Consider the following 19492-nt stretch of genomic DNA (forward strand, 5'->3'; position numbering starts at 1 on the left):
ATGCAAAAACCAGGAAAGCGCAGGAGAATTTGCGAAAACTTGCTGATACGGATGTATCGGGGAAGAATATAAGTTTTTTGAAAAAAATTCAAAACGCTCTCGGTGATACGTCTGCCGAAGCAAAGGAGTTGCAGGCTGTATTAGGTGTGATTGGGAAAACCAAAGGTGGCTGGAAGGGTATAACGGAAGATTTAAATATAGGAAAATTACAGCAGTGCGCCAAACTTGTGCAGCAACTTGAGTTCGCTCTGACTAACATTGAGTCAAAAAAGGGTTTGTCTGACTCTGGTTTTAACCTGCAAAGCACAATATATCAAAGTAGAGAAGCTATTGATGCTATTGCGTCGCTGCAAAATCATTTGAAATTTGCCGACGCACCGACAGCCAGTGGTCTAAAGGCTATTCGGCAAGAGCTCCAAGGTCTTATAAACGAAGGCACATCCCTCATTCAGTCCCCCATCAAGAACTACACGCAAATCGACAAGTGGTTAAACACACTCGATGGCAAGGTAACAGACATAGAGTACAAATACATCGTAGCTACACAGGGGGTATCTAAGGAAACCAACGCCGTTGCAGATGCAGGAAAGAGAGCAGAGGAACAGACCAAGAAAAATGCAGAAGCCGTCAATGAGCAGACCAACGCCCTCAAGAAGCAGGAGGAGCAGCTAAAAGCTACCTCTGCTGCACAGAAGGAAAAGAGTGCAGCAGAAAGCAAGGCTGCGACTGCACCAAAGATACAGCCGTTCGTTGAGGACAAGGGGCTTGACAAAATGCTTAACGATGCGACGAGGGTCACAGAAAAAGTCGAGGAACAGAAAAAGTCGTTAAGTGGGCTAAGCGACGCCGCAGGGAAAGCGTCTCGCGACATTAACGAAGTTCTGAACAAAATTGTAGGCGGAAATGCTGCGGGAATGTCGCTTGACGAACTTGCGAAAAAGACAGCAAGATACTCGCAAGAGTTATTGGCGCTCGAAATAAAACTAAAAAACCTCAAGAGTAAAGCCGAGACAAATCCGGGTAAAAAAGGCCCAGATTATAGTGAAGTGAAATCGCTGGAAGCAAAAATCAAGAACGCTCAAATATATCTTGACATCATACAGCAGATTCGCTTAAAAAAAGACGAACTTAATGCGACGGGGGCAAAGCAGCCAAACGTAAATACCAAGGAACTCGAAAGAGGCAAGACTCTTCTTGACGAGTTTTATGGCACCCTAAGAAAAATCGTTAGCGAAAATGGCGTAGACGGATTGATGGTTTTGGGCAATATGCCTAAGGCTTTGGGCGGTACAATGCGCGAGATTCGGAGCTTGCTTAGTTCGTTCTCCAAAGAAAATCCGCTGTCTGTGTTTGCCAACGGTGCTGACAGAGCTTGGACAGCCATCTCAAATCTTGAAACGAAGATGAGAGATTTGCAGCGTCTGATGGATGAGGGCAAGAAGATGGGCTATAAGACAGACATGCTGCCAGAAAACTTTTATGAGCTGAAACGTAGACTCCAAGAGACGTACAGACTATTTGGAGACAATAGTCATAGACTTACGGACAAGGCTTATATGGAGAACTTGTTCTCGGATATAGCCAAGACAATGAAGATTGCGGCAAATGCCGAGCGTGAATATGGCAGGGAGAAGGGCAAGACGATAGCGACGAACAAGGAGGCGGAGGCTGCTGAGAAGCGAAATGTGGCTATTGTGGAGGCTGCTGTGCAGCGGAGAATACAGGCCCGTCAGAGAGAGGCAGAGAGAGCGGCGGCGGCAGAGAGGGAGGCGAACCGATATGCGGCAGAGAGTGTGAACAAGGCTATAGCCGCGAAACGCGAGCAAAGGAGACAGGAAGATCGCGACAACAAGCAGAGATTATCTGAAATAAAGGCAACGGAGGCTCGTTACGACTCGCTTGGCAATAAGGTAAGGGCGCTCAGACGTGAGTTTAGCCGCGGTATATCGTTGGGAGCCGACGTGAGCAAAGCGGAGGCTGAGATACATCGTCTTATCAACATTATGCGCTATCTTAAAATAATGCACCGTGAGCTTAAAGCTGGCAGTATGAGTGACGTTGGCCGTATAGGAAGTGTCGGTACAGGTCACGACACAACGCTGGCGGGACGAGTGCTGCAAGACCAGAAAGCAACGAACGCAGCGGCACAGGAGGCTATAAACAAAGGCATACGCAGGGGTATCGACTTGGAGCGTGAACGCCAGCAGGAGATAGCGAAGTCAGCGGCAAAGGTGCGTAGCGACTTGGCGGCAGCTCTTGCGGGCGCAAATGCAGAGGCGAGCAAGATGCACGGCACGCTGAATGACATAAAGTCTCTCTTTTTGCAGGGCGGTATTGTGTACGGTGCGCAGTCGCTTTTCAACGCTATTGTGCAGACGGGCGGCGAGATTGTACAGCAGCATATAGCTTTGCGCTCCATTTTGGGTGATGTCACAAAAGCGGATGAGCTTTTTGCGCAGACGCAGGAGCTTGCATTGCGTTCTCCGTTCAAGTTCGGCGAGTTGAATCGAGATGTCAAGCAGCTCGCAGCTTTCGGAGTGGAAGCCGATTCTTTGTATGACACAACCAAGCGACTTGCGGATATTGCGTCAGGTCTTGGAGTCAGCTTCGAGCGATTGGGCTTGGCATACGGCCAGGTAAAGGCGCGTTCATGGCTTGATGGTAAGGAGTTGCGTCAGTTTGCATACGCAGGCTTGCCTCTGTTGCAGAAGATAACTGAATTGTACAACTCTGAGGGTAAGAACAACAAGACCAACTACAAGCAGAGCGATGTCAAGGAGATGATTTCCAAACGTCAGGTCAGCTTCGAGGATGTTCAGAAGGTATTGTGGAAGATGACAGACGAGGGAGGTCAGTTCTACAATATGCAGCTGGTGCTGAGTGAAACGCTTCTGGGTCAGTGGAACAAGTTGAAGGACGCATGGGAAATCATGCTCAGTAGGTTCGCGGAAGGCAAGAACGTCATCGGCGGTACCTTTATGTTCGCGATAAAAGGCGCTACGGATTTGCTTCTGACGATAGACAAGTTAAGCCCTGCCCTATTGACATTTGCGAGCGTGTTCCTGTCAAAGAAGCTGTTCGGTCTTGCTTCTTCGCGCTTGGGTATCGGTTCAATCGGCAGGAATTTGAACGACCAGGCCAAGATACAGCTCCGCAATTACGCCATAGAACAGCAGCAGCTCGTTCTCGAAAGAAAGATAACGCAGGAAATAGCGACGCAGAACGTTCAGAAAAGAGCCTATTGGCTCGCCGATGTGCAGACGCAACAGGCGGTAATGGGCAGACTTGCACTGGAGGGTAAGTTGTCTATATTGCAGATGCAAAAAGCCGTTAGGGAAGGTCTTATCACAAAAGAGTTAATTGACCAGCTTGTCATTATGGGTCAGATAACCGCAAGACAGGGAGAGATAATTCTAAAAGGCGGTACAATGGCTGCTGTAATGAATATGACCGGCTCGAAGCTGAAAGGCATGTTGAGCTTTGTGGGCGGCTGGGTCGGACTGACATTTATGGCTGTCACGCAGGTTATATCGAGCATCTACAACGAGTTCAGCGCGATAAAGGAGAAGGCGGAGAGCTTGCAGGCTCCAGATTCTGACTGGATGAAGGACTACTATGATGCCCTGGGCGCAAAGAAGGGCACAACGGACACAGAGCTGAAAAAGCAAATTGACAGCATGAAGCAGTTGCTTATAAAGAGCGACGCCTACACGAAGACTATTGATGAACAGATTAAAAAGGCGAAAGACCTCAATGAGCAGTATGACATCCTTCGAAAGGGTGTCGAGAACGCGAAGAACGTAGCGTCGGGCGATGCTGGCGTGATTGCAGACGCAATAGGTTCTACGGGTGGCTGGAAATCGGGAAATCCGTTCAACGACACCATTGAGGAGAACTTGAAGGACTTGCAGCACTCCACCGATGCGTACCAGCTGAAATTGTCGGCGTTTGACGAACTGACAAAATCGAAGATGGATAGTGTCGCAAGCGCCATCCTTGGTGCAGCAGGCGCAGGCAAGACGCTTGAGGACAAGATACGCATACTGGCAGATGAGGGCGGACAGAAATGGGCGGTATTCCAGGCCAATATGGTGAAGTGGAATAAAAATATTGGCTTTTCTATAAAGGTTCTTGGCAACAAGGCGAATGATGTCACGTCGGACATCAACGAGATTGCCAATGATGACGTTCCAAGGATACTCAATACGATAAAGAAACACCTCGGTCTGTACGGCAATGACTTCAAAAAATGGTGTAAACAGAATCCTGAACGGTTCAGAAACATGCTTCTGCAAATAATGGATGAAGCAAAATGGCTGATACCGCAAATTAATAAAGAACTCGAAAAGATTACGAGTTTCAAGTTTGAGCCGAGCGGCAATAAAAACTCGGTGACTGGAAAAACCGTTATGCAGGAGCGTGTCTTTGAAAATCTGAGAGGCAACCAGAAGGCTTATGACCTCATATCAAGCTATATCGCAGAAGGATCATGGTACAAGACCAAGAACAACGCCCATTCAGCTTTGCAAGACCTTTATGATGAAATGGAGTCACGTCAGAAAGGTGGACCCTCAAAGGCGAGCATCGCGGAAGCCAAGAAGGACTACGAAACATTGCACAAGGCGGTTCTGCAAGGCTTCGGGTACAATTTTATCCCCGAGGACAGGAAATCCAATAAGGTTCCGAAGAACAAGGGCGACAAGAAGGATGATAAGGAGCTTGATGAGCTGAAAAGACAGCTTGAGGACTTCAAGGCTGCGAGACAGGCTTACCAGAAGTTGAGGAAAGAGGCCGGCATGAGCCGTGCGAAGGCAAAGAACGAGGTATTCGGTCTGTATAAGGACTTGGACTGGAAGAAGATTGACCTCGACAATTATTCCGGCAGCATCGCCCGACTGAAAGACGGTTTCAACTTCGACAAGACGAATGACAGAAAGAAATTCAGAACGCAGCTCGACAAGGAGAACTTTGAGTGGCGCTTCTCCGAGGAGCTGAAACCCGAATGGGAACGAGTTGCTTCAAACTTCAAGGAGGCCCTGGAGAAAGGCGTGAAGCAGGCGAACTTGCAGAAGGAACTGTACGAGAAGACAGGCAGTCTGGATTTCGCCAAACTCGCCTTTCAGGACGGCGCGGTGTGGGATAAGCAGACAAGAAAGATGGCGGAGGACTTCAAGAAGAACTTCGGCCACGATGTCAACCTCGGAATGACCGAAGCCGACGCGAAGGTTCTGTATAAGGACACACCTCTCGCTCTTGAGGCTTGGCAGAAGATAACGACCTTGGTAAAGGATAATTATGTCAAGAGCTTGCAGCAGGCTGCGGACATCATCGCACAGACAGCGAGCACGCAGGAGAAGATAGCCGCCATCTACGCCAAGTACGAAACTCCGATTGCACAAGCAAAGGAGGCGGGCGATAACGGGCTTGCATATCGTTACGCGCGCCAGCGTGACAAGGAAGTGAACTCCGTTAAAACGGAAGCCTTCAACAAGAGCAGCGACTATATCACGTTCTTTGGAGCGGTGTCGCAGCTCGGCATGGATCGGGCATCCGAAATCGCTTCGCAGATACGCGAAAACATCAATCAGGCACTTGCTGACGGAACCATTGACGCTCGCGAGTACGGCAAGCAGATACAGCAGCTTGACGAGCAGTTGAATAAACTCTCAAGCGGCAAGAAAAACTTCTTCAATGCAGGTTTGAGCGGCGTTGCAGAACAGCGCGTTCAGAACGCCAACGAGAAAATCACCGCGGGCGCAGCATTGAAGCAGGAGGGTGAAAGACTTGCGCAGGAGGCTACGACAAGACTATTAGACGCGCTGAAAAACAGTGATTGGGACGGCGTTGCGAAAGCTACTGCGGAAGTGCAGGAAGGCAAGAAGAAGGCAAAAGAGGGAGAGAATAAGATTAAGGAAGGACAGGAGGAAGCGAAGGCTGCGAACAAGTTCAAGAAAGCCATGTCTGCGGTAAGCGTAGCGGCTGACAAAATAAACGCCAATATTCAAGGTGTTGTAGCTGCGTTCAACGACATCAAGGACACGGCAAGCGCACTCGGCGTAGATACTGAGAGTAACGCATGGCAGGACGCAACGGCGTTCTTTGACTCTCTCAACGGCATTTCCAATTCTATCTCTTCCATCGCGACAAGCGCTATGTCAGGCAATGTCGGCGGCGTCATTCAGGGTGTAGTCGGCATCTTCACCTCTCCGTTCAAGGCTTTCGCTGCGGCGCATGACGCAAAGCAGGAACGCCAGATAAAGCTCGCCGAACGCAACATCACAGAACTTGAGCGCTTGCGCAACGATGTAAAGACGGCAATAGAGAACACTCTCGGCGGTGTCTATTCGTACAAGATGGATAAGGACACGAAGGCGACACTCAAGAAAGTAACGGACAACTACGAGAAGGGTCTGAAACTCCAGGAGTCAGGCGTGCTTATCGGCTACAACGGCCCGTACACAAGTGACACCTACAACGCAGCCAAGAAGTCGCTTGCCGAACCCGACAACGCTTTCCTTGCGGAGCAAGCATCCCTCATGGCGCAGAAGGACGAAATGCAACGACAGCTCAACGCCGAGCAGGGCAAGAAGAAGAAGGACAAGGACAAGATTGCCGACTACAAGCAGGAAATCAAGGAGATGGAAACGACCATCAAACAGCTTGCAACCGACTTCCTCAAGGACATCTACGGCGTAGACATGAAGGCGTGGGCGAGCCAGCTGACCGACGCAGTTGTAAGCGCATGGGGAAAAGGTGAGGACGCCATTGACGCATACAAGAAAAAGGCTAGGGATATGGTGAAAGACCTCACCAAAAACATTCTCTCGCAGAAGATTATGGAAAAGGCTCTTGAAGGTCCGCTTGAAGCGCTCACTACGACCATCGAGCAGAAAGGCAGACTTGAACCTGAGGATGTCGTGAACGTTGCTGATGAACTCTACAAGCAGACGGACGACGCGGTGTACAACATCACGGCGATACTGGAGAGCCTGAAAGACAGAGGTCTTGACCTTTCGGCAACCGGCGATGGAAGTGTGACCAATGGCATCAAGAACATCACGGAGGAAACCGCGGATATTCTCGCAAGTTACGTCAACGCCATCCGTCTTGACGTGAGTGTCAACCGCGCCCAGGTCAAGGACATCGGAGAACTATTGAAGATGCGTCTTCCCGAAATGGGTCAGATACAGAAAGCGCAGCTCGGGCAGCTCACGCAGATAGTCATGCTTGCGGAGGCTCGTAACGAGAAGCTCGATCGGATGATGGATTGGATGAACGCGGTGTCTACAAGTGGCAGAAAAAAGCTCTATATCAGCTGATAAAGTGGATATTTATTGTTAAAAACGCGGATAGTTATATATTAATTTGTATAATTATCCGCTTTTTATTATTTTTGGAGAAAATTAGGTATATTTATGCAACACTACAATGTCTTCATACAAAAAGAGCAGGCGGGAGCGGTGGTAAAAGAGACCGTAGCTGACTTCGACGTGTGGTGCGCCTCCATACCGTTCGACATCGGCATGGAGGTCAAGGAGTCTGTAGTAAAGGACTGGAAAGACGAGGATGGAGAAGACTCATATCTCGGCGACAGCCTTAAATTCGCAGCATACGACATGACCGTGAAATGGTGCTGCAAGGGCGACAAGTTCTCAGCTAACGCAGTAATAAGAAAGTTTCTGAACTACCTGAGCGGACGCGACGGTAGCGGCATGAAAATGAAGATGTACTGCGACTGGACTAAGGTGGGAAGAAGACACATCCGCCTCAAGAAGGTGTCAGACGACGCAAACCTGCACCGCGACGACGAGGGAGATGTGGTAACGTTCTCTACAGTGTTGAGAGTTGAAGACCCCGTAACGGAAGTAACATTAAGCAAATAGAGATATGGAATGGAAACTTTATCATAAGGACGGTACGCCACTGCGTGACGCCAACGGCAAGGAAATTTCCGTTCATTCGCTGACATACGACGGCGAGTGGATGGGAGAGTGTTCCGTATCCGTATCAATAGAGAACGAGGCCCCCATTGACTTCTCAATCGGCGACTACCTGATTTACAGAAACGAGCGCTTCGAGCTGAACTACGACCCGGGCAAGATAAAGCAGGGCCGCAAGAACGCCCTCGGCGACTCGTTCAAGTATTCAGACATAAAGCTGAACTCCCTGTCCGACGAGCTGGCAAGAGCGGAGTTTCTTGATGTCGTGCTGAACGACGAGGCACAGCTGCACTACACCGCCCTACCCGACTTTGTTTTCTATATCGGATCACTTGACGATTTGCTTGACAGATTGCAAGCTAACATGAACGAGCAGTTCGGAGACAAAGCATGGAAGTTCTATTCACGCAACTGGAAGAGAAGCCAGACACGAGGCTGCGAGGCTGCAAGATGGGAAGAGATATATGGTGGCGATACAACCAAAGAGGACACTGGTGTTGCAGACACCGAGATAGACTCAACTTCAATCAGTGTACAGAATCAGACCGTATGGGAAGGACTTGCGTTGGTAAACTCCCAGTTCGACGTGAACTTCATAACGCGAAACAGAGAGGTGTTCGTTGACACATCGGGCTTGCTTATGCAGAACACGTTCAAGTACGGCGCAGCATTTGGACTTGTCGAGATTAACCAGGACGCAGAAAGCGACCAGAAGATTGTCACGAGAATGAGGGCATACGGTTCGGAGAAAAACCTACCCAACAGATACTACGCAACATTGAATATGGAGGTGTGGGCCGACTTCGCGGATACGATACAGCTTCTCGATCATACCACATGGTATGCAGCGGACATCAAACTTGGTGGTCTTAATGTTGAAAAAGCGTCGGCGTATTTCACCAACCATATCTCCGACGGACAAGGCTCCTCGCGGTACTCCGTCAGTCTGCATGACGGCGGCGTTGTCGTCAAGGCTACGGTAACGGTTCTTCGTGCGCCGTATTTCGAGGAGCGTATCGAAGTGCGCGTTGCGGGCGGCACGAACGAGGAAAACTCGGTAGCCGACGCAAGAAAATACTACGAGTCGGTAAAGTCAACAAAGATGATTCATTTTGTAAGCGGAGTGAACAAGGAGGCTTTCCCCGACAACAGGAAAGACTACGCTACCGACCATCTGCCCAACAACATGGCGTGCTCACGCTTAATGCTGCCAGGCTTTCCGCAGATGTCGTTGCAGGAGTGGTGGAACAGCCACACTGACAAGCACGCGTCGCTAAACCCTACCGGCGCCGAGCTTCGCTTTTCAACACGAACCGACCGCCCTTGGGTCGAGTCGGCTACAGCGGACACCATAGGCGTGCGTCCCGGCAGTGTATTCTTCGATACGGAAGATATAAAAGAAAAGAAGGAAGAAATATTTCCGACAATCAAGGAGATGGAGGTGGACGGCGTGCGCATTGACGAAATCGCGGTTGGCACGAATGTAGAGGACAACGGCGTATTTAAGGATGATCAAGATGCTCCTTCATGCAAGGTCGAGCTTAACGAAAAGGTGAACTTCGACATCGACGCCTTAAAGCAGAGCGACTTCTCCATTACTATGACGGACGGAATGTGTGCCGGCAGAAAGTTTAAGGTGTCGGGAAGTATAAAAGAGAACGGTCGCTGGGTGCTCACGTTGCAGCGAGTGAAAGACATCGGTCTGTATTTTCCGTACAAGGACTTTCAGATTAGCAAGGGCGATCATTTCGTATTGTCGGGAATCGAGCTGCCTGTGCAGTACGTTGAAGCTGCTTCCGAAAAGCTGCTGCGCTACGCTATTGCATGGCTTATAGAGAACGACCACACCAGACACACCTACGCACCGAAGATTTATGACATCTTTATGGCCCGTCAGCATGACGAGGCAATGGCCGACACCTCGGGGGCAGTAAAGAGCATACATGACACAATCAAGGAGGGCGACATTATGCCGTTCAAGGATGAAGACCTCGGACTTGACGCGGAAATAATCATCGACAGGCTGACAATCAAAGAGGAAAACGGAAAGATACCGTCATACGAGGTAAGTCTGCGTGAAGACAAGGAGGCAGGCACGCTGCAAAAGATGCAGGAACAGATAACCGCGCTCGGCAGAGGTAGCGGTGGCGGCACTACGCCTGCACAGGTTAAGGAATATATCGCGAGTGAAGGCTCGAAGTTGTTTCTCTCAAAGACAAAACAGGATGTCGCGCAGAAACTTATCCGCTTTTGGGAAGGTATTGCTTTTGGCGAGCAGTCTGACAGCAATGTCCTCGGCATCTCCTCCGACGGCATCGCCACCCTCAAAGAGGTTGTGTCGGCTGCGTTCCGTTCGGGTGCGCTCGGTTCGGGTTTCAAACTCGGCAATTATTCTGACAGCGAAGACAGCTATCTGGAGGTAGACCACCTGCTTGTGCGCAAGGCTGCGGAGTTCGTGAAGCTCGTGATACGCGAGCTGCAAAGTGTGGGTGGCGAGATAGTCCTGTCGCCTGCGTCGATGAAGATTAACAAGGTGGACTTCTTGAAAAAGGGCACGTTGCTACCCGAATACGGACCGACACCCTTGCGATACGACGTCTACCGTTGTTCGTTTTTAACGAAGCGAGGCGACGAGGAGATAACAAACCCGTTTGCTGTCAACGACCTTGTGCGCTGCCAGACGTTCAACATAAAGGAGGACACGACGGCGAATGCAAAGAACAAATACTACTGGCGCAGAGTGCTGCTGGTCGGCACGGACTACATCGACATCCTCGCTTTGTCTGGAGGCAACTACGGCGATTCGCAGCCCGAAGTGGGCGACGAGCTTGTTCAGATGGGCAATACAACCGATGTGACACGCCAGTCAGTGCTGTACCTCTCGGCTTACGGCTCTGATTCTCCGTCAATCAAGCTGTACAAGGGCGTGAACGACTATACACTCGACAGCAAGGAGATATTCGTGGTGTCACGCGACGAGATTTATGCGCTTGCGTCAATGTTTAAGCTAAAGGTGAAGGACGGCGACACAACAAAGGAAACTACGCTTGCAGAGATTGTAGCGAACGTTGACGGACTGAGTTCTACGGTAACCGCAAACAAGCAGGAGGTAGATGGGCAGATAGGCAAGATAAACACTACTCTAACGCAGAACGCAGAGAGTATCACTTCGCTTGCACAGAAGCAGACGAATACTGAGAATAAGGTATCGAAGATAGAGCAGTCAACTGAAAAAATCTCGCTACAGGTTGAAACGACCACGAATTTGAAGAACTGCATCGTCGGCTCAGCCCTACGTCCATGGGATGACATCATAAAGATTGCTGCCGGTCTCTCGCAGGCAGTGAATATAGTAAACGGTGGCGGTGTTGGCGGCTCAAACTACGCAGTATTCAATGCGCAGGGAGCGACTGCGAACACATGGACTGGTCTATACTTCAAGGATGTGCGTGTGACACCTGGCAAAAAATACACCTTCAGTATTTGGGTAAAGGTCATAAGGGCTACTGATAACGGCTCGTATTACTCTATCAAACGCTTCGATAATGGTGTCGAAAGTACCGTTATCAAGGCGAGCGATTACTCCACAGCAGTTAGTGACTGGGTACTATACACGAGTCAAATAACAGTGCCCAGTGGTTGCTCAAGGCTACTGATAGAAACAGCTGTTCGCAAGAACGGTACTATCAACGTGTGTCGTCCGATGCTCATGGAGGGCACAGAGTATGGTGGCTGGAGCCTTTCGCCTTACGACAAGACGGAAGCTGGCAAGCTGGAGTCCAACTTAAAATCTACGGGCATAGACATCGAGAACGGCAAGATAACGGCAACTGCGGACAAGTTCGAGGTGCGTAATAATAGCGGCGAGACAACCGCGAGCGTGAACGAGAAAGGATTGCTTGAGGTTGGCGCAGGTGTGTTCTCGGGACTTATCCGCAAAAAGATGACAGAGATAACTCCTGAGAACCTAAAGGAGTACGTTTCAGACGTACCGGCACTGGCTCTTGGACATATTCAGATTGACTTTGAAAAGACGGGCAGCTTTGTGATGTTTTCGGGAAACATAAAAGCTATGTTCAACACTGATATTGTTATTGTTCCACCTTTCTATATGCCTCAAGAATACTATTGGGGCAGTCTGAGCACGAAGACGGTCTACGAGGCTCTGGCGTACATCGGACAGACCATTGTTGTTGTCAATAATAGCGATGCTGAAATGACTTTGATAGGATATACGCAGCTTGATTTCCCCACAAGTGTAGAGTATTTTCAAAGGGGGTATGGTGCGATAGTGACCTGCTATCTTACAGGTTCTAAAAAATGTCGAATATCATGGAACGGCAGCGTTAGAGAGTTTTTTAGCGTTATTGATAAACAATCTGATGCAACAACGGGACAATCTACAGAACCTACTGCTGACGAGCCGACAATAACAGAAGAAGAACAACCAAAAGAATAAGATATGAAGAAAATAGTTAGAGGCAATGATTTTACGTTGCGCATACCGGTAAAGAAGATAGTGAACGGCGAGCAGGTGGCTTTTCCGCTGCCTGCCTGCACGGACATCGTTGTGAACATCGTAAACCAGTATCGGCGTGTGGCTCTGAGCTACACTATCGACACGACGGAGGACAATATCATCAATGCGCGTGTTGAAGGCGACGCTGTATCAGTGGGCACATACGCCCTGGAAGTGCGCGGCAAGATTTTCGGCAATGACTGGCGCAGCAAGGAGTACGAGCAGTTTGCAATTGTGGACAACAACGCTTCGGGCGATACGGCGTTCAACGGCGAGCTTATCGAGGGCGAGGACAGCGTGGAGATGAACACGGCGCTTGTTATCCTGCCTCCGACGGCAGAACTGACGCAGCTCATAACCGATGCTAATATAGCCGTAGAAACAGCAAAACAGACGGACGCGATACTCGAGGCTAACGAACACGAGCGTACTGTTGCGGAACAACAGCGAGTGTCGGCAGAAACCGCACGCGAGTCAGCAGAAAGCGAACGTAGCGAGAGCGAGAGTTTTCGACGGACAGCGGAAGTTAAACGTGAAGACAATGAAGACTTCAGAAAAGTAGCGGAGTCACAGCGTGACATGGTCGAGAACGAGCGTGTCACTGCGGAACAACGGCGAGTGTCGGCAGAAACCGCACGTGTCGCAGCAGAAAAACAGAGAGCGACAACCTTCACGGAGCTTTCGGCGAACGTAGACGCAGCTGTCAGTAAGGCAGACAGTGCAGCAGATGCAGCAAGCACGGCAACCGAAAAAGCAAACACAGCCGAGGTGAAGCGTGCGGAAGCAGAAGGACAGCGTGCGGAAGCCGAGGTCTCACGCAGCCGGGAAGAGGGTATTCGCCAGGAGTCTGAAACTGAGCGCATACGTAAGGAAACGGCAAGGGATGAAGCGGAAGCAGTTCGCCAGGCAGCCGAGGCGGAACGAGTAAAGGCAGACGCGGAGCGTGAGAAACGTGTATCTGAAGCAATATCTAATACGTCCTCTGCTACTCAGGCAGCTACTGATGCAGCGACCGTAACAACAGAGGCAGGGAAGAAGGCGACCGCAGCGGCTACGGAAGCAGAGAGGGTAAATGTAAACCTGCAAGGCTCTACTATCTCTGTGACTAACCGCAACGGAGAAACAAAGTCGGTAGACGTAGTGAACACCGATGAGGAAGTGACGGTAACTATTACTTCTACTGTGGATTCCATTAAAGTAGCAGGTGTAAAGATTAACGTGTTCCTCAATAACGGAAAGACTCCTCAGACATACACCACCAACAGCGAAGGCAAGGCGACGTTTACCATCGACCGAGGAAACTATTACCAGGTAACGTTCCCTGAATACGGCAATGCGCAGCCTATTGCGCCTGTAGGCTATACAGCAGTGCTCGCAACCCGCAACATCGATGTAGACTACAAGCCTTACGACGAGGAGAGCATGGAGAACGTAGTGGTGACGGTAACGAAGTACACCGACGGCAAGGGCGCTGCATACGAGGGCGTGCCAGTAGTGGTGACGGTAGACCGCAAGAACACTACCTACAATGCTGACGCAAAGGGTCAGGTGTCGCTGTATGTGCCCTACGGCAAGGAGTTTACTGTCAACGTCGAGAATCAGGACGGCTACAGCGTGAGTCTTAACCGCAATACTCGTACATACACGGCGAGTGTGCCGCAGCGTCTTATCGACTACAAGATGTATCAGTTCCGCGCTGGCATATTTGTCATCGATGACAACCTCAACGAATACTACCTTGAGGAGTGGCAGGCGGCTGGCAAGACCGCAGAAGAAGCGGTGGCTATCAAGGTAGCGGACGCTACCCTCACGCTGAACCGAGGCACGTTTATGATAAGAATATCCGACATGCTGGCTCCTACGGCACTCCCGAAGAAGTCATGGTGTACGCAGAATTTGCAGTTCGACAGCATCGCGCTTAACGGCAACAACACGAAGGACGCGAACTACTACAACGGCGAGTCGTCGTCGTTTCTCGTGCGCCAGGAGGCTGTAGAGCGCAGCCTTAGCGTGCCTGCCTTCGACTGCGCCTATGAGCAGATATTCAGCATCGCAGGACATGAGCTGCACGGCTTCCTGATGTCTATCGGACAGGACTATGTGCATATAGCGAATATCGGCATCATCAAGCAGGTGCTCACGGCGCTTTACGGAGAGGAGGTGGCTACTGCATACTACAACTTTGTGATGAAACAGTACCGCTGGACTTCTACGCAGGGCAATGCTACGGGCGCGTGGTGCTTCAGTAGTAGTGCGAGCAACAACGCCAAGTCGAACTCGTACTACGTTCTGCCAGTATTCGCTTGTTAATCTCTTTATCTCTTTTAATCTTTATCTCTCCGCGAGCAAAGCGAGCGTCAAGCGGCACGCAAGCGGAGAGTGGTAAATAACAATTTAAAACAAAATGGCATACACGGAGGCTCTGTTCATATATAAGGACACTTATCTGCTCTGCAAGCTGCTGCTTCAATACAGCAAGAACGTAAGCCGTATCATCAGATACGGAGCGTACGAGACGATGACAAGCAAGGCTTGCACGGCGCTCGACCTGGTTCGCAGAATCAACGAGAGTTTTGAAGGCAGAGAGGAGAACCTGCATGAATTCATCCTGCTTATGTCGGAAGTCAAGTCGAGAATCAACCTCTTCACCGATGCGGATTTCTTGCCTGTCAAGACTGCGACGAACCTTAACCATCAAGTCGACAAGGTACTGAAAGAGGCGTACGGCTGGCAGAAGGCAGAGCGGAATCGCAGAGGCGAGAGCCGTGGAGCGTAAAAGCAACACGGGAGAGCCGTCACACATGTGACAAGGGGCGCTGACACGCAACTCCGAAAGGAGAAGTGTTCGGACCGCAAGGAGACAGCGCCGAGAACGCAGAACAATGCTACGAACGCGTGGAACTACAGTAGTAGTGCGAACAACAACAACAAGTCGAACTCGTACTACGTTCTGCCAGTATTCGCATATTACTACGTGACGAAAGCTCCGTGTATGCCTTTTTAATACCATGAATAAGAACACAAAAGAGTATGTCTCACTGGAAGATGTGTATGCTGCATACTACGACTGCCGAAAACACAAAGGCTCGACGTATGGGTATCTCGAATACTCGCTGAACTACATAGAGAACAACTACCGGCTTTACGCCGAGCTAAATAGCGGCACGTACCGAATAGGCAAAAGCAAGGCGTTCTGCGTGACGCACCCACAGCTACGGGAGGTATTCTGCGCTCAGTTTCGCGACCGCATCGTACATCACCTGCTTGCGCTGAAGTTCGGAGAACTCCTCGATGGCGAACTCACGGATAGAGCCTACGCCTGTCGCAAGGGTAAGGGCACGGACTACGGCATTAGTGACGTGAGAACACAAATAGAACGGGTAACAGAAGACTACACGCAGGAGGCGTGGATATTGAAGTGCGACCTGCAAGGCTTCTTTATGAGCATAGACCGCAGATTGCTGTTCGGTCTCCTCGAGCGAACGATAAGAGAGAAATACAAAGGTGGAGATATTGAGTGGTGGCTGAACTTGTGGAGAATGGTGGTGCTGCATGATCCGGCAGAGAGCTGCATAAAAGTGGGCGACCTCACCTTATGGGATAAGCTGTCTGCGAACAAGTCGCTATTTACCTGCGGAGAAGGCAGAGGACTACCTATCGGCAATCTTCCGAGTCAGTTGCTCGCAAATCTCCTTCTTGCCGACTTCGACAAAATGATGATAGAGAGGTTAGACGATAATGGAGGCTACGGGCGCTACGTTGATGATTTTGTAGCGATACATACAGACAGGAAGGCGCTGCACGTTACGCTCCAATGGGCGAGAGAATATCTGCGCACACGGCTCGGGTTGACGCTGCACCCGCGAAAGGTAAGCCTACAACGCGCAAGCAGCGGAGTCAGGTTTACGGGCGTAATGATACGACCATATCGCACGCTGCCAAGTAGCAGAACGACGGAGCATCTGTTTAGCGTGATAGACGAGTTCGGAGAATGTGCGAAGCCGTCCGCCGAAGATTTGGCAAGATATGCCAATCGCATAAACAGCCTGCTGGGGCTGATAGCGCACCGCACGTCGTACAACATAAGGCGTAGGACATGGTACATGATGCCGCACAAGGAGATGGTGTACTGTGTGAATATGAAGAAGATTAAAATCAAAAATAAATACAAACTTAAAAAGTAAAGACATGGCAAAAATCTATTTCGTCAGCACACTGATACCTGCTGACAAGTTTAAGAAAAAGTACGAGCTTGGTGGCATTACGATATACCATATCGGTGAGACGCTTGACGAGAAATCAGACGCCTACAAATGCTGGGAGTGTACCGTACCGACGACTACGTTTAGCGAAGATTTGGTAAAGACCGAGTTCGAGGCGTTCGGCAAGGAGATGCAAGCGTTTGCACTCCAGATAGCCAAGCAGTTGAAGATAGCAGAGATAGACGCTTACGACAAATCCTCTGCTGTCAACGGCTTTTATCTGAACGGTATGCTCATTCCGTGGAGCAAAGACGACCCATCATCTCCGAATGTCGATAAGCGCATGGGCTTGCGACAGAATATCGCCGACAAGGTAGCGTTGGGCGAGGAAAATATCTCAATATGGATGAAAGGCATGTCTTTCACGATGCCGTGCGCACAAGCTGAAATGCTCATGCGTAGCATTGAGAACTACGCGTACGAGTGCTTCAACGTGACAGCAGCACACAAGAAAGCTGTGAGCGAGCTGACGACCATCGAGGAGGTGGAGAAGTATGACATCACGGCAGGTTATCCTGCGCAGTTAAAGATGGAGGTGTAGTATGACATTAGCTATCATTATACTCATCGCTCTTGCGCTGTACGTTTTTAGCTGCTGCGTGGCAAAACGAGTGCCTACGATGCTCTCGGAGGTATATTACCTCGCAGATAAGGACTGGCTCTTTCCTGCGCTCATGGCGGCACTCGGAGCGTCGTTCTTGCCGCTCATGCTCGAAGCCGGTGGATTGGAGTGCATGGCATTCCTTACCTGTGTGGGCATCATCTTTGTAGGCGCAGCTCCTGCGTACCTCGACGAGAGTCAGCGCACAATACACAAGTGCGGAGCTATCACGTCGGCAATAGCAAGCGTGGCGTGGGCGTGCAGCATCGACGCCCTGCCTACCATTTTATTCGCCATACTTGCAGGCGTACTCTGCATCTGGAAGCGCCGCTACTGGCTGTTCATAGCCGAGTGCTGCGCAATACTCAACATCGTAACAACATTATTCATTTAAATCTAAAATAACATGGAAATCAAGGTAAAACGAATAGCAAGAAAGGATGCGTACACAATAGGTAAGATGTACGTCAACGGCGAGTATGTCTGCGACACTCTTGAAGACAAGGACAGAGGACTGACATCTAATATGTCGGTTGCGCAGATATGCGGAGTTAAAATCAAGGGCGAAACCGCCATTCCTACGGGCAGATACCTCGTCGATATGAAGACGGTATCGCCGCGCTTCGGAGGTCGGGCACAGTACCAGTTCTGCAAGGGTAGACTGCCGCGACTGTGCAATACACCTGGCTACCAAGGCGTACTGATACACTGCGGCAACACAGCGAAGGACACGGAGGGCTGCATCCTCGTAGGCGAGAACAAGGAGAAAGGCAAGGTGCTGAACTCAACGGCAACGTTCCGCAAGCTCTACCCTATCCTAAAGGCGGCTGACGAGAGAGGAGAACAGATTTGGATAACAATAGAATAACACGAAAACACAATATAAAATGGCAGGAAATATCACTACAAGTACAGGTAAGGCTTTCGTGGTCGGTACGATGAGCACGGAAGCGCTTACCGCTCTGTTTGATTTACGCTGGATGCTCGTTCTTATTGTCGTTCTCATCGTCGCCGACTTTTGGTTTGGTGTGTCGGAGAGCCTAAAAAAGCATGAGCACTTCCGTTTTTCGAGAGCAGGCAGAAGAACGTGCAACAAGGCGGTGGACTACGTTACATATCTCATACTCGGCTCGGTGCTCGGCTTGGCTATCTTCGAACCGCTCGGTTGGGCGAACCACGTAACAACAGCGGCTATCGGTTTGGGCTTCGGGTGCATCTGGGAGATTGACAGCATCGTAGGACACGTATGCGCATTGCACGGCATCAAAAACACGTTCTCTATCAAGCGGTTTATTATTTCGCTTATTAAGAGCAAGAATAAAGACATCGGCGAAGCGGTGGAGGATGCAGTGGATAACAATAAAAATTAACGAATATGGATATAAGAGAAATTCTGATGCTACTGAACTGCATCATCTTGGGAGCGACAACGCTCTTTATTTTCTACAAGGCAGACAAGCTCGGTGTAGTCGATGAAGGCTACGACGAGGATAAGCGAAACCGACAAGGCGCAATCGGTTGGTTTGTGGCTTCGGTGTTCGTAGGCGTTCTTGCGCTGCCAGTAATGGTGCTGCGTGAGATTTATCAATGGAAGCGTTATAAGCTACCGGGTATTGAGTGGGATGATATTTGTCGCTACGGCTTCACTATCATCGTCGGCTCTATGCTGCATCTGCTCCTGCTTGTGGTGACGAGCTGCACAACTCCAAAACCTGTTGTGTTGGAGCGAGTAATCAACAAGACGGACACGCTGTATAAGACCAACTACAAAGCAGATACGTTCCGCGTACATGATTCTATCTATGTCGAGAGCTACATGATAGGAGATACGATATATAAGACAAAGAATGTGTACAAATGGCGTGACAGGGTGAGCGTTAAGACGGACACAATATACAAGTCTATCCTGCGAGCGGACTCAATTCCAGTGCCGGTGCCAGTTGAGCGTAAGGCGACATGGTGGGAGCGGACGCAGATGTTCGTAGGCAAGATAGCGGTCGGAGCAGTGGTACTATGTTTAATCTCACTGCTGCTTTGGCTGATACACAGAAAGAGATAATATGTAGATTGGTTAGTTATTAGTTTTTTAGTTTAAGGTGATTTGTTTTCAGGAGCCTTGCCCGTCTGTGAAGATAGGCAAGGAGTTTAAATAAATATAAATATAAGTGAC

Annotated in this window: 11 protein-coding genes; all 11 read left to right on the forward strand. The window is 49.9% G+C overall.

Features of this window, described 5'->3' with window-relative positions; genetic code table 11:
- Positions 1-77: 77 nt before the first annotated feature.
- The 11 genes from KTQ90_RS03500 (at position 78) to KTQ90_RS03550 (ending at position 19381) form a co-directional block, all read left to right on the forward strand.
- Positions 78-7319 (forward strand): hypothetical protein, encoded by a 7242-nt coding sequence (locus KTQ90_RS03500; RefSeq protein ID WP_217317221.1) that lies wholly within the window; start codon positions 78-80, stop codon positions 7317-7319.
- Positions 7320-7415: 96 nt separating this feature from the next.
- Positions 7416-7883 carry a hypothetical protein gene (locus KTQ90_RS03505; RefSeq protein ID WP_217317222.1) on the forward strand — a complete coding sequence of 156 codons (468 nt, stop codon included), beginning with the start codon at positions 7416-7418 and terminating at the stop codon, positions 7881-7883.
- 4 nt (positions 7884-7887) lie between these two features.
- The gene (locus tag KTQ90_RS03510) at positions 7888-12399 is read left to right on the forward strand and encodes a hypothetical protein (RefSeq protein ID WP_217317223.1); all 4512 of its coding nucleotides are present in this window, start codon (positions 7888-7890) and stop codon (positions 12397-12399) included.
- 3 nt (positions 12400-12402) lie between these two features.
- Positions 12403-14769: a hypothetical protein gene (locus KTQ90_RS03515; RefSeq protein ID WP_217317224.1), complete on the forward strand. Its 2367-nt coding sequence runs from the start codon at positions 12403-12405 to the stop codon at positions 14767-14769.
- A 94-nt stretch (positions 14770-14863) separates the two neighbouring features.
- Positions 14864-15235: a four helix bundle protein gene (locus KTQ90_RS03520; RefSeq protein ID WP_217317225.1), complete on the forward strand. Its 372-nt coding sequence runs from the start codon at positions 14864-14866 to the stop codon at positions 15233-15235.
- A gap of 232 nt (positions 15236-15467) precedes the next feature.
- On the forward strand, positions 15468-16643 hold the full coding sequence (locus KTQ90_RS03525) for an RNA-directed DNA polymerase (protein WP_217317226.1): 1176 nt from the start codon (positions 15468-15470) through the stop codon (positions 16641-16643).
- 4 nt (positions 16644-16647) lie between these two features.
- On the forward strand, positions 16648-17262 hold the full coding sequence (locus tag KTQ90_RS03530) for a DUF4376 domain-containing protein (protein ID WP_217317227.1): 615 nt from the start codon (positions 16648-16650) through the stop codon (positions 17260-17262).
- A 1-nt stretch (position 17263) separates the two neighbouring features.
- Positions 17264-17716, forward strand: coding sequence for a hypothetical protein (locus KTQ90_RS03535; RefSeq protein ID WP_217317228.1), 453 nt, complete (start codon positions 17264-17266; stop codon positions 17714-17716).
- 12 nt (positions 17717-17728) lie between these two features.
- Complete coding sequence (locus tag KTQ90_RS03540; RefSeq protein WP_217317229.1) at positions 17729-18190, forward strand: DUF5675 family protein; 462 nt, start codon at positions 17729-17731, stop codon at positions 18188-18190.
- A 19-nt stretch (positions 18191-18209) separates the two neighbouring features.
- A complete protein-coding gene (locus KTQ90_RS03545) occupies positions 18210-18692 on the forward strand; it encodes a hypothetical protein (protein ID WP_217317230.1) in 483 nt (160 codons plus the stop codon).
- A 5-nt stretch (positions 18693-18697) separates the two neighbouring features.
- Entirely contained in the window at positions 18698-19381 is a 684-nt protein-coding gene (locus tag KTQ90_RS03550) for a hypothetical protein (RefSeq protein WP_217317231.1), read from the forward strand.
- Positions 19382-19492: the final 111 nt, after the last annotated feature.

It is taken from the genome of Leyella stercorea (genome assembly GCF_019052365.1).
In the GTDB taxonomy this organism is placed as follows: domain Bacteria; phylum Bacteroidota; class Bacteroidia; order Bacteroidales; family Bacteroidaceae; genus Prevotella.

What these genes read in the sequence shown, in the direction of transcription:
- KTQ90_RS03525 (WP_217317226.1), top strand. Translation starts at nt 15,468, where the DNA reads ATGAATAAGAACACAAAAGAGTATGTCTCACTGGAAGATGTGTATGCT.
- KTQ90_RS03530 (WP_217317227.1), top strand. Translation starts at nt 16,648, where the DNA reads ATGGCAAAAATCTATTTCGTCAGCACACTGATACCTGCTGACAAGTTT.
- KTQ90_RS03520 (WP_217317225.1), top strand. Translation starts at nt 14,864, where the DNA reads ATGGCATACACGGAGGCTCTGTTCATATATAAGGACACTTATCTGCTC.
- KTQ90_RS03505 (WP_217317222.1), top strand. Translation starts at nt 7,416, where the DNA reads ATGCAACACTACAATGTCTTCATACAAAAAGAGCAGGCGGGAGCGGTG.
- KTQ90_RS03540 (WP_217317229.1), top strand. Translation starts at nt 17,729, where the DNA reads ATGGAAATCAAGGTAAAACGAATAGCAAGAAAGGATGCGTACACAATA.
- KTQ90_RS03550 (WP_217317231.1), top strand. Translation starts at nt 18,698, where the DNA reads ATGGATATAAGAGAAATTCTGATGCTACTGAACTGCATCATCTTGGGA.
- KTQ90_RS03510 (WP_217317223.1), top strand. Translation starts at nt 7,888, where the DNA reads ATGGAATGGAAACTTTATCATAAGGACGGTACGCCACTGCGTGACGCC.
- KTQ90_RS03515 (WP_217317224.1), top strand. Translation starts at nt 12,403, where the DNA reads ATGAAGAAAATAGTTAGAGGCAATGATTTTACGTTGCGCATACCGGTA.
- KTQ90_RS03535 (WP_217317228.1), top strand. Translation starts at nt 17,264, where the DNA reads ATGACATTAGCTATCATTATACTCATCGCTCTTGCGCTGTACGTTTTT.
- KTQ90_RS03545 (WP_217317230.1), top strand. Translation starts at nt 18,210, where the DNA reads ATGGCAGGAAATATCACTACAAGTACAGGTAAGGCTTTCGTGGTCGGT.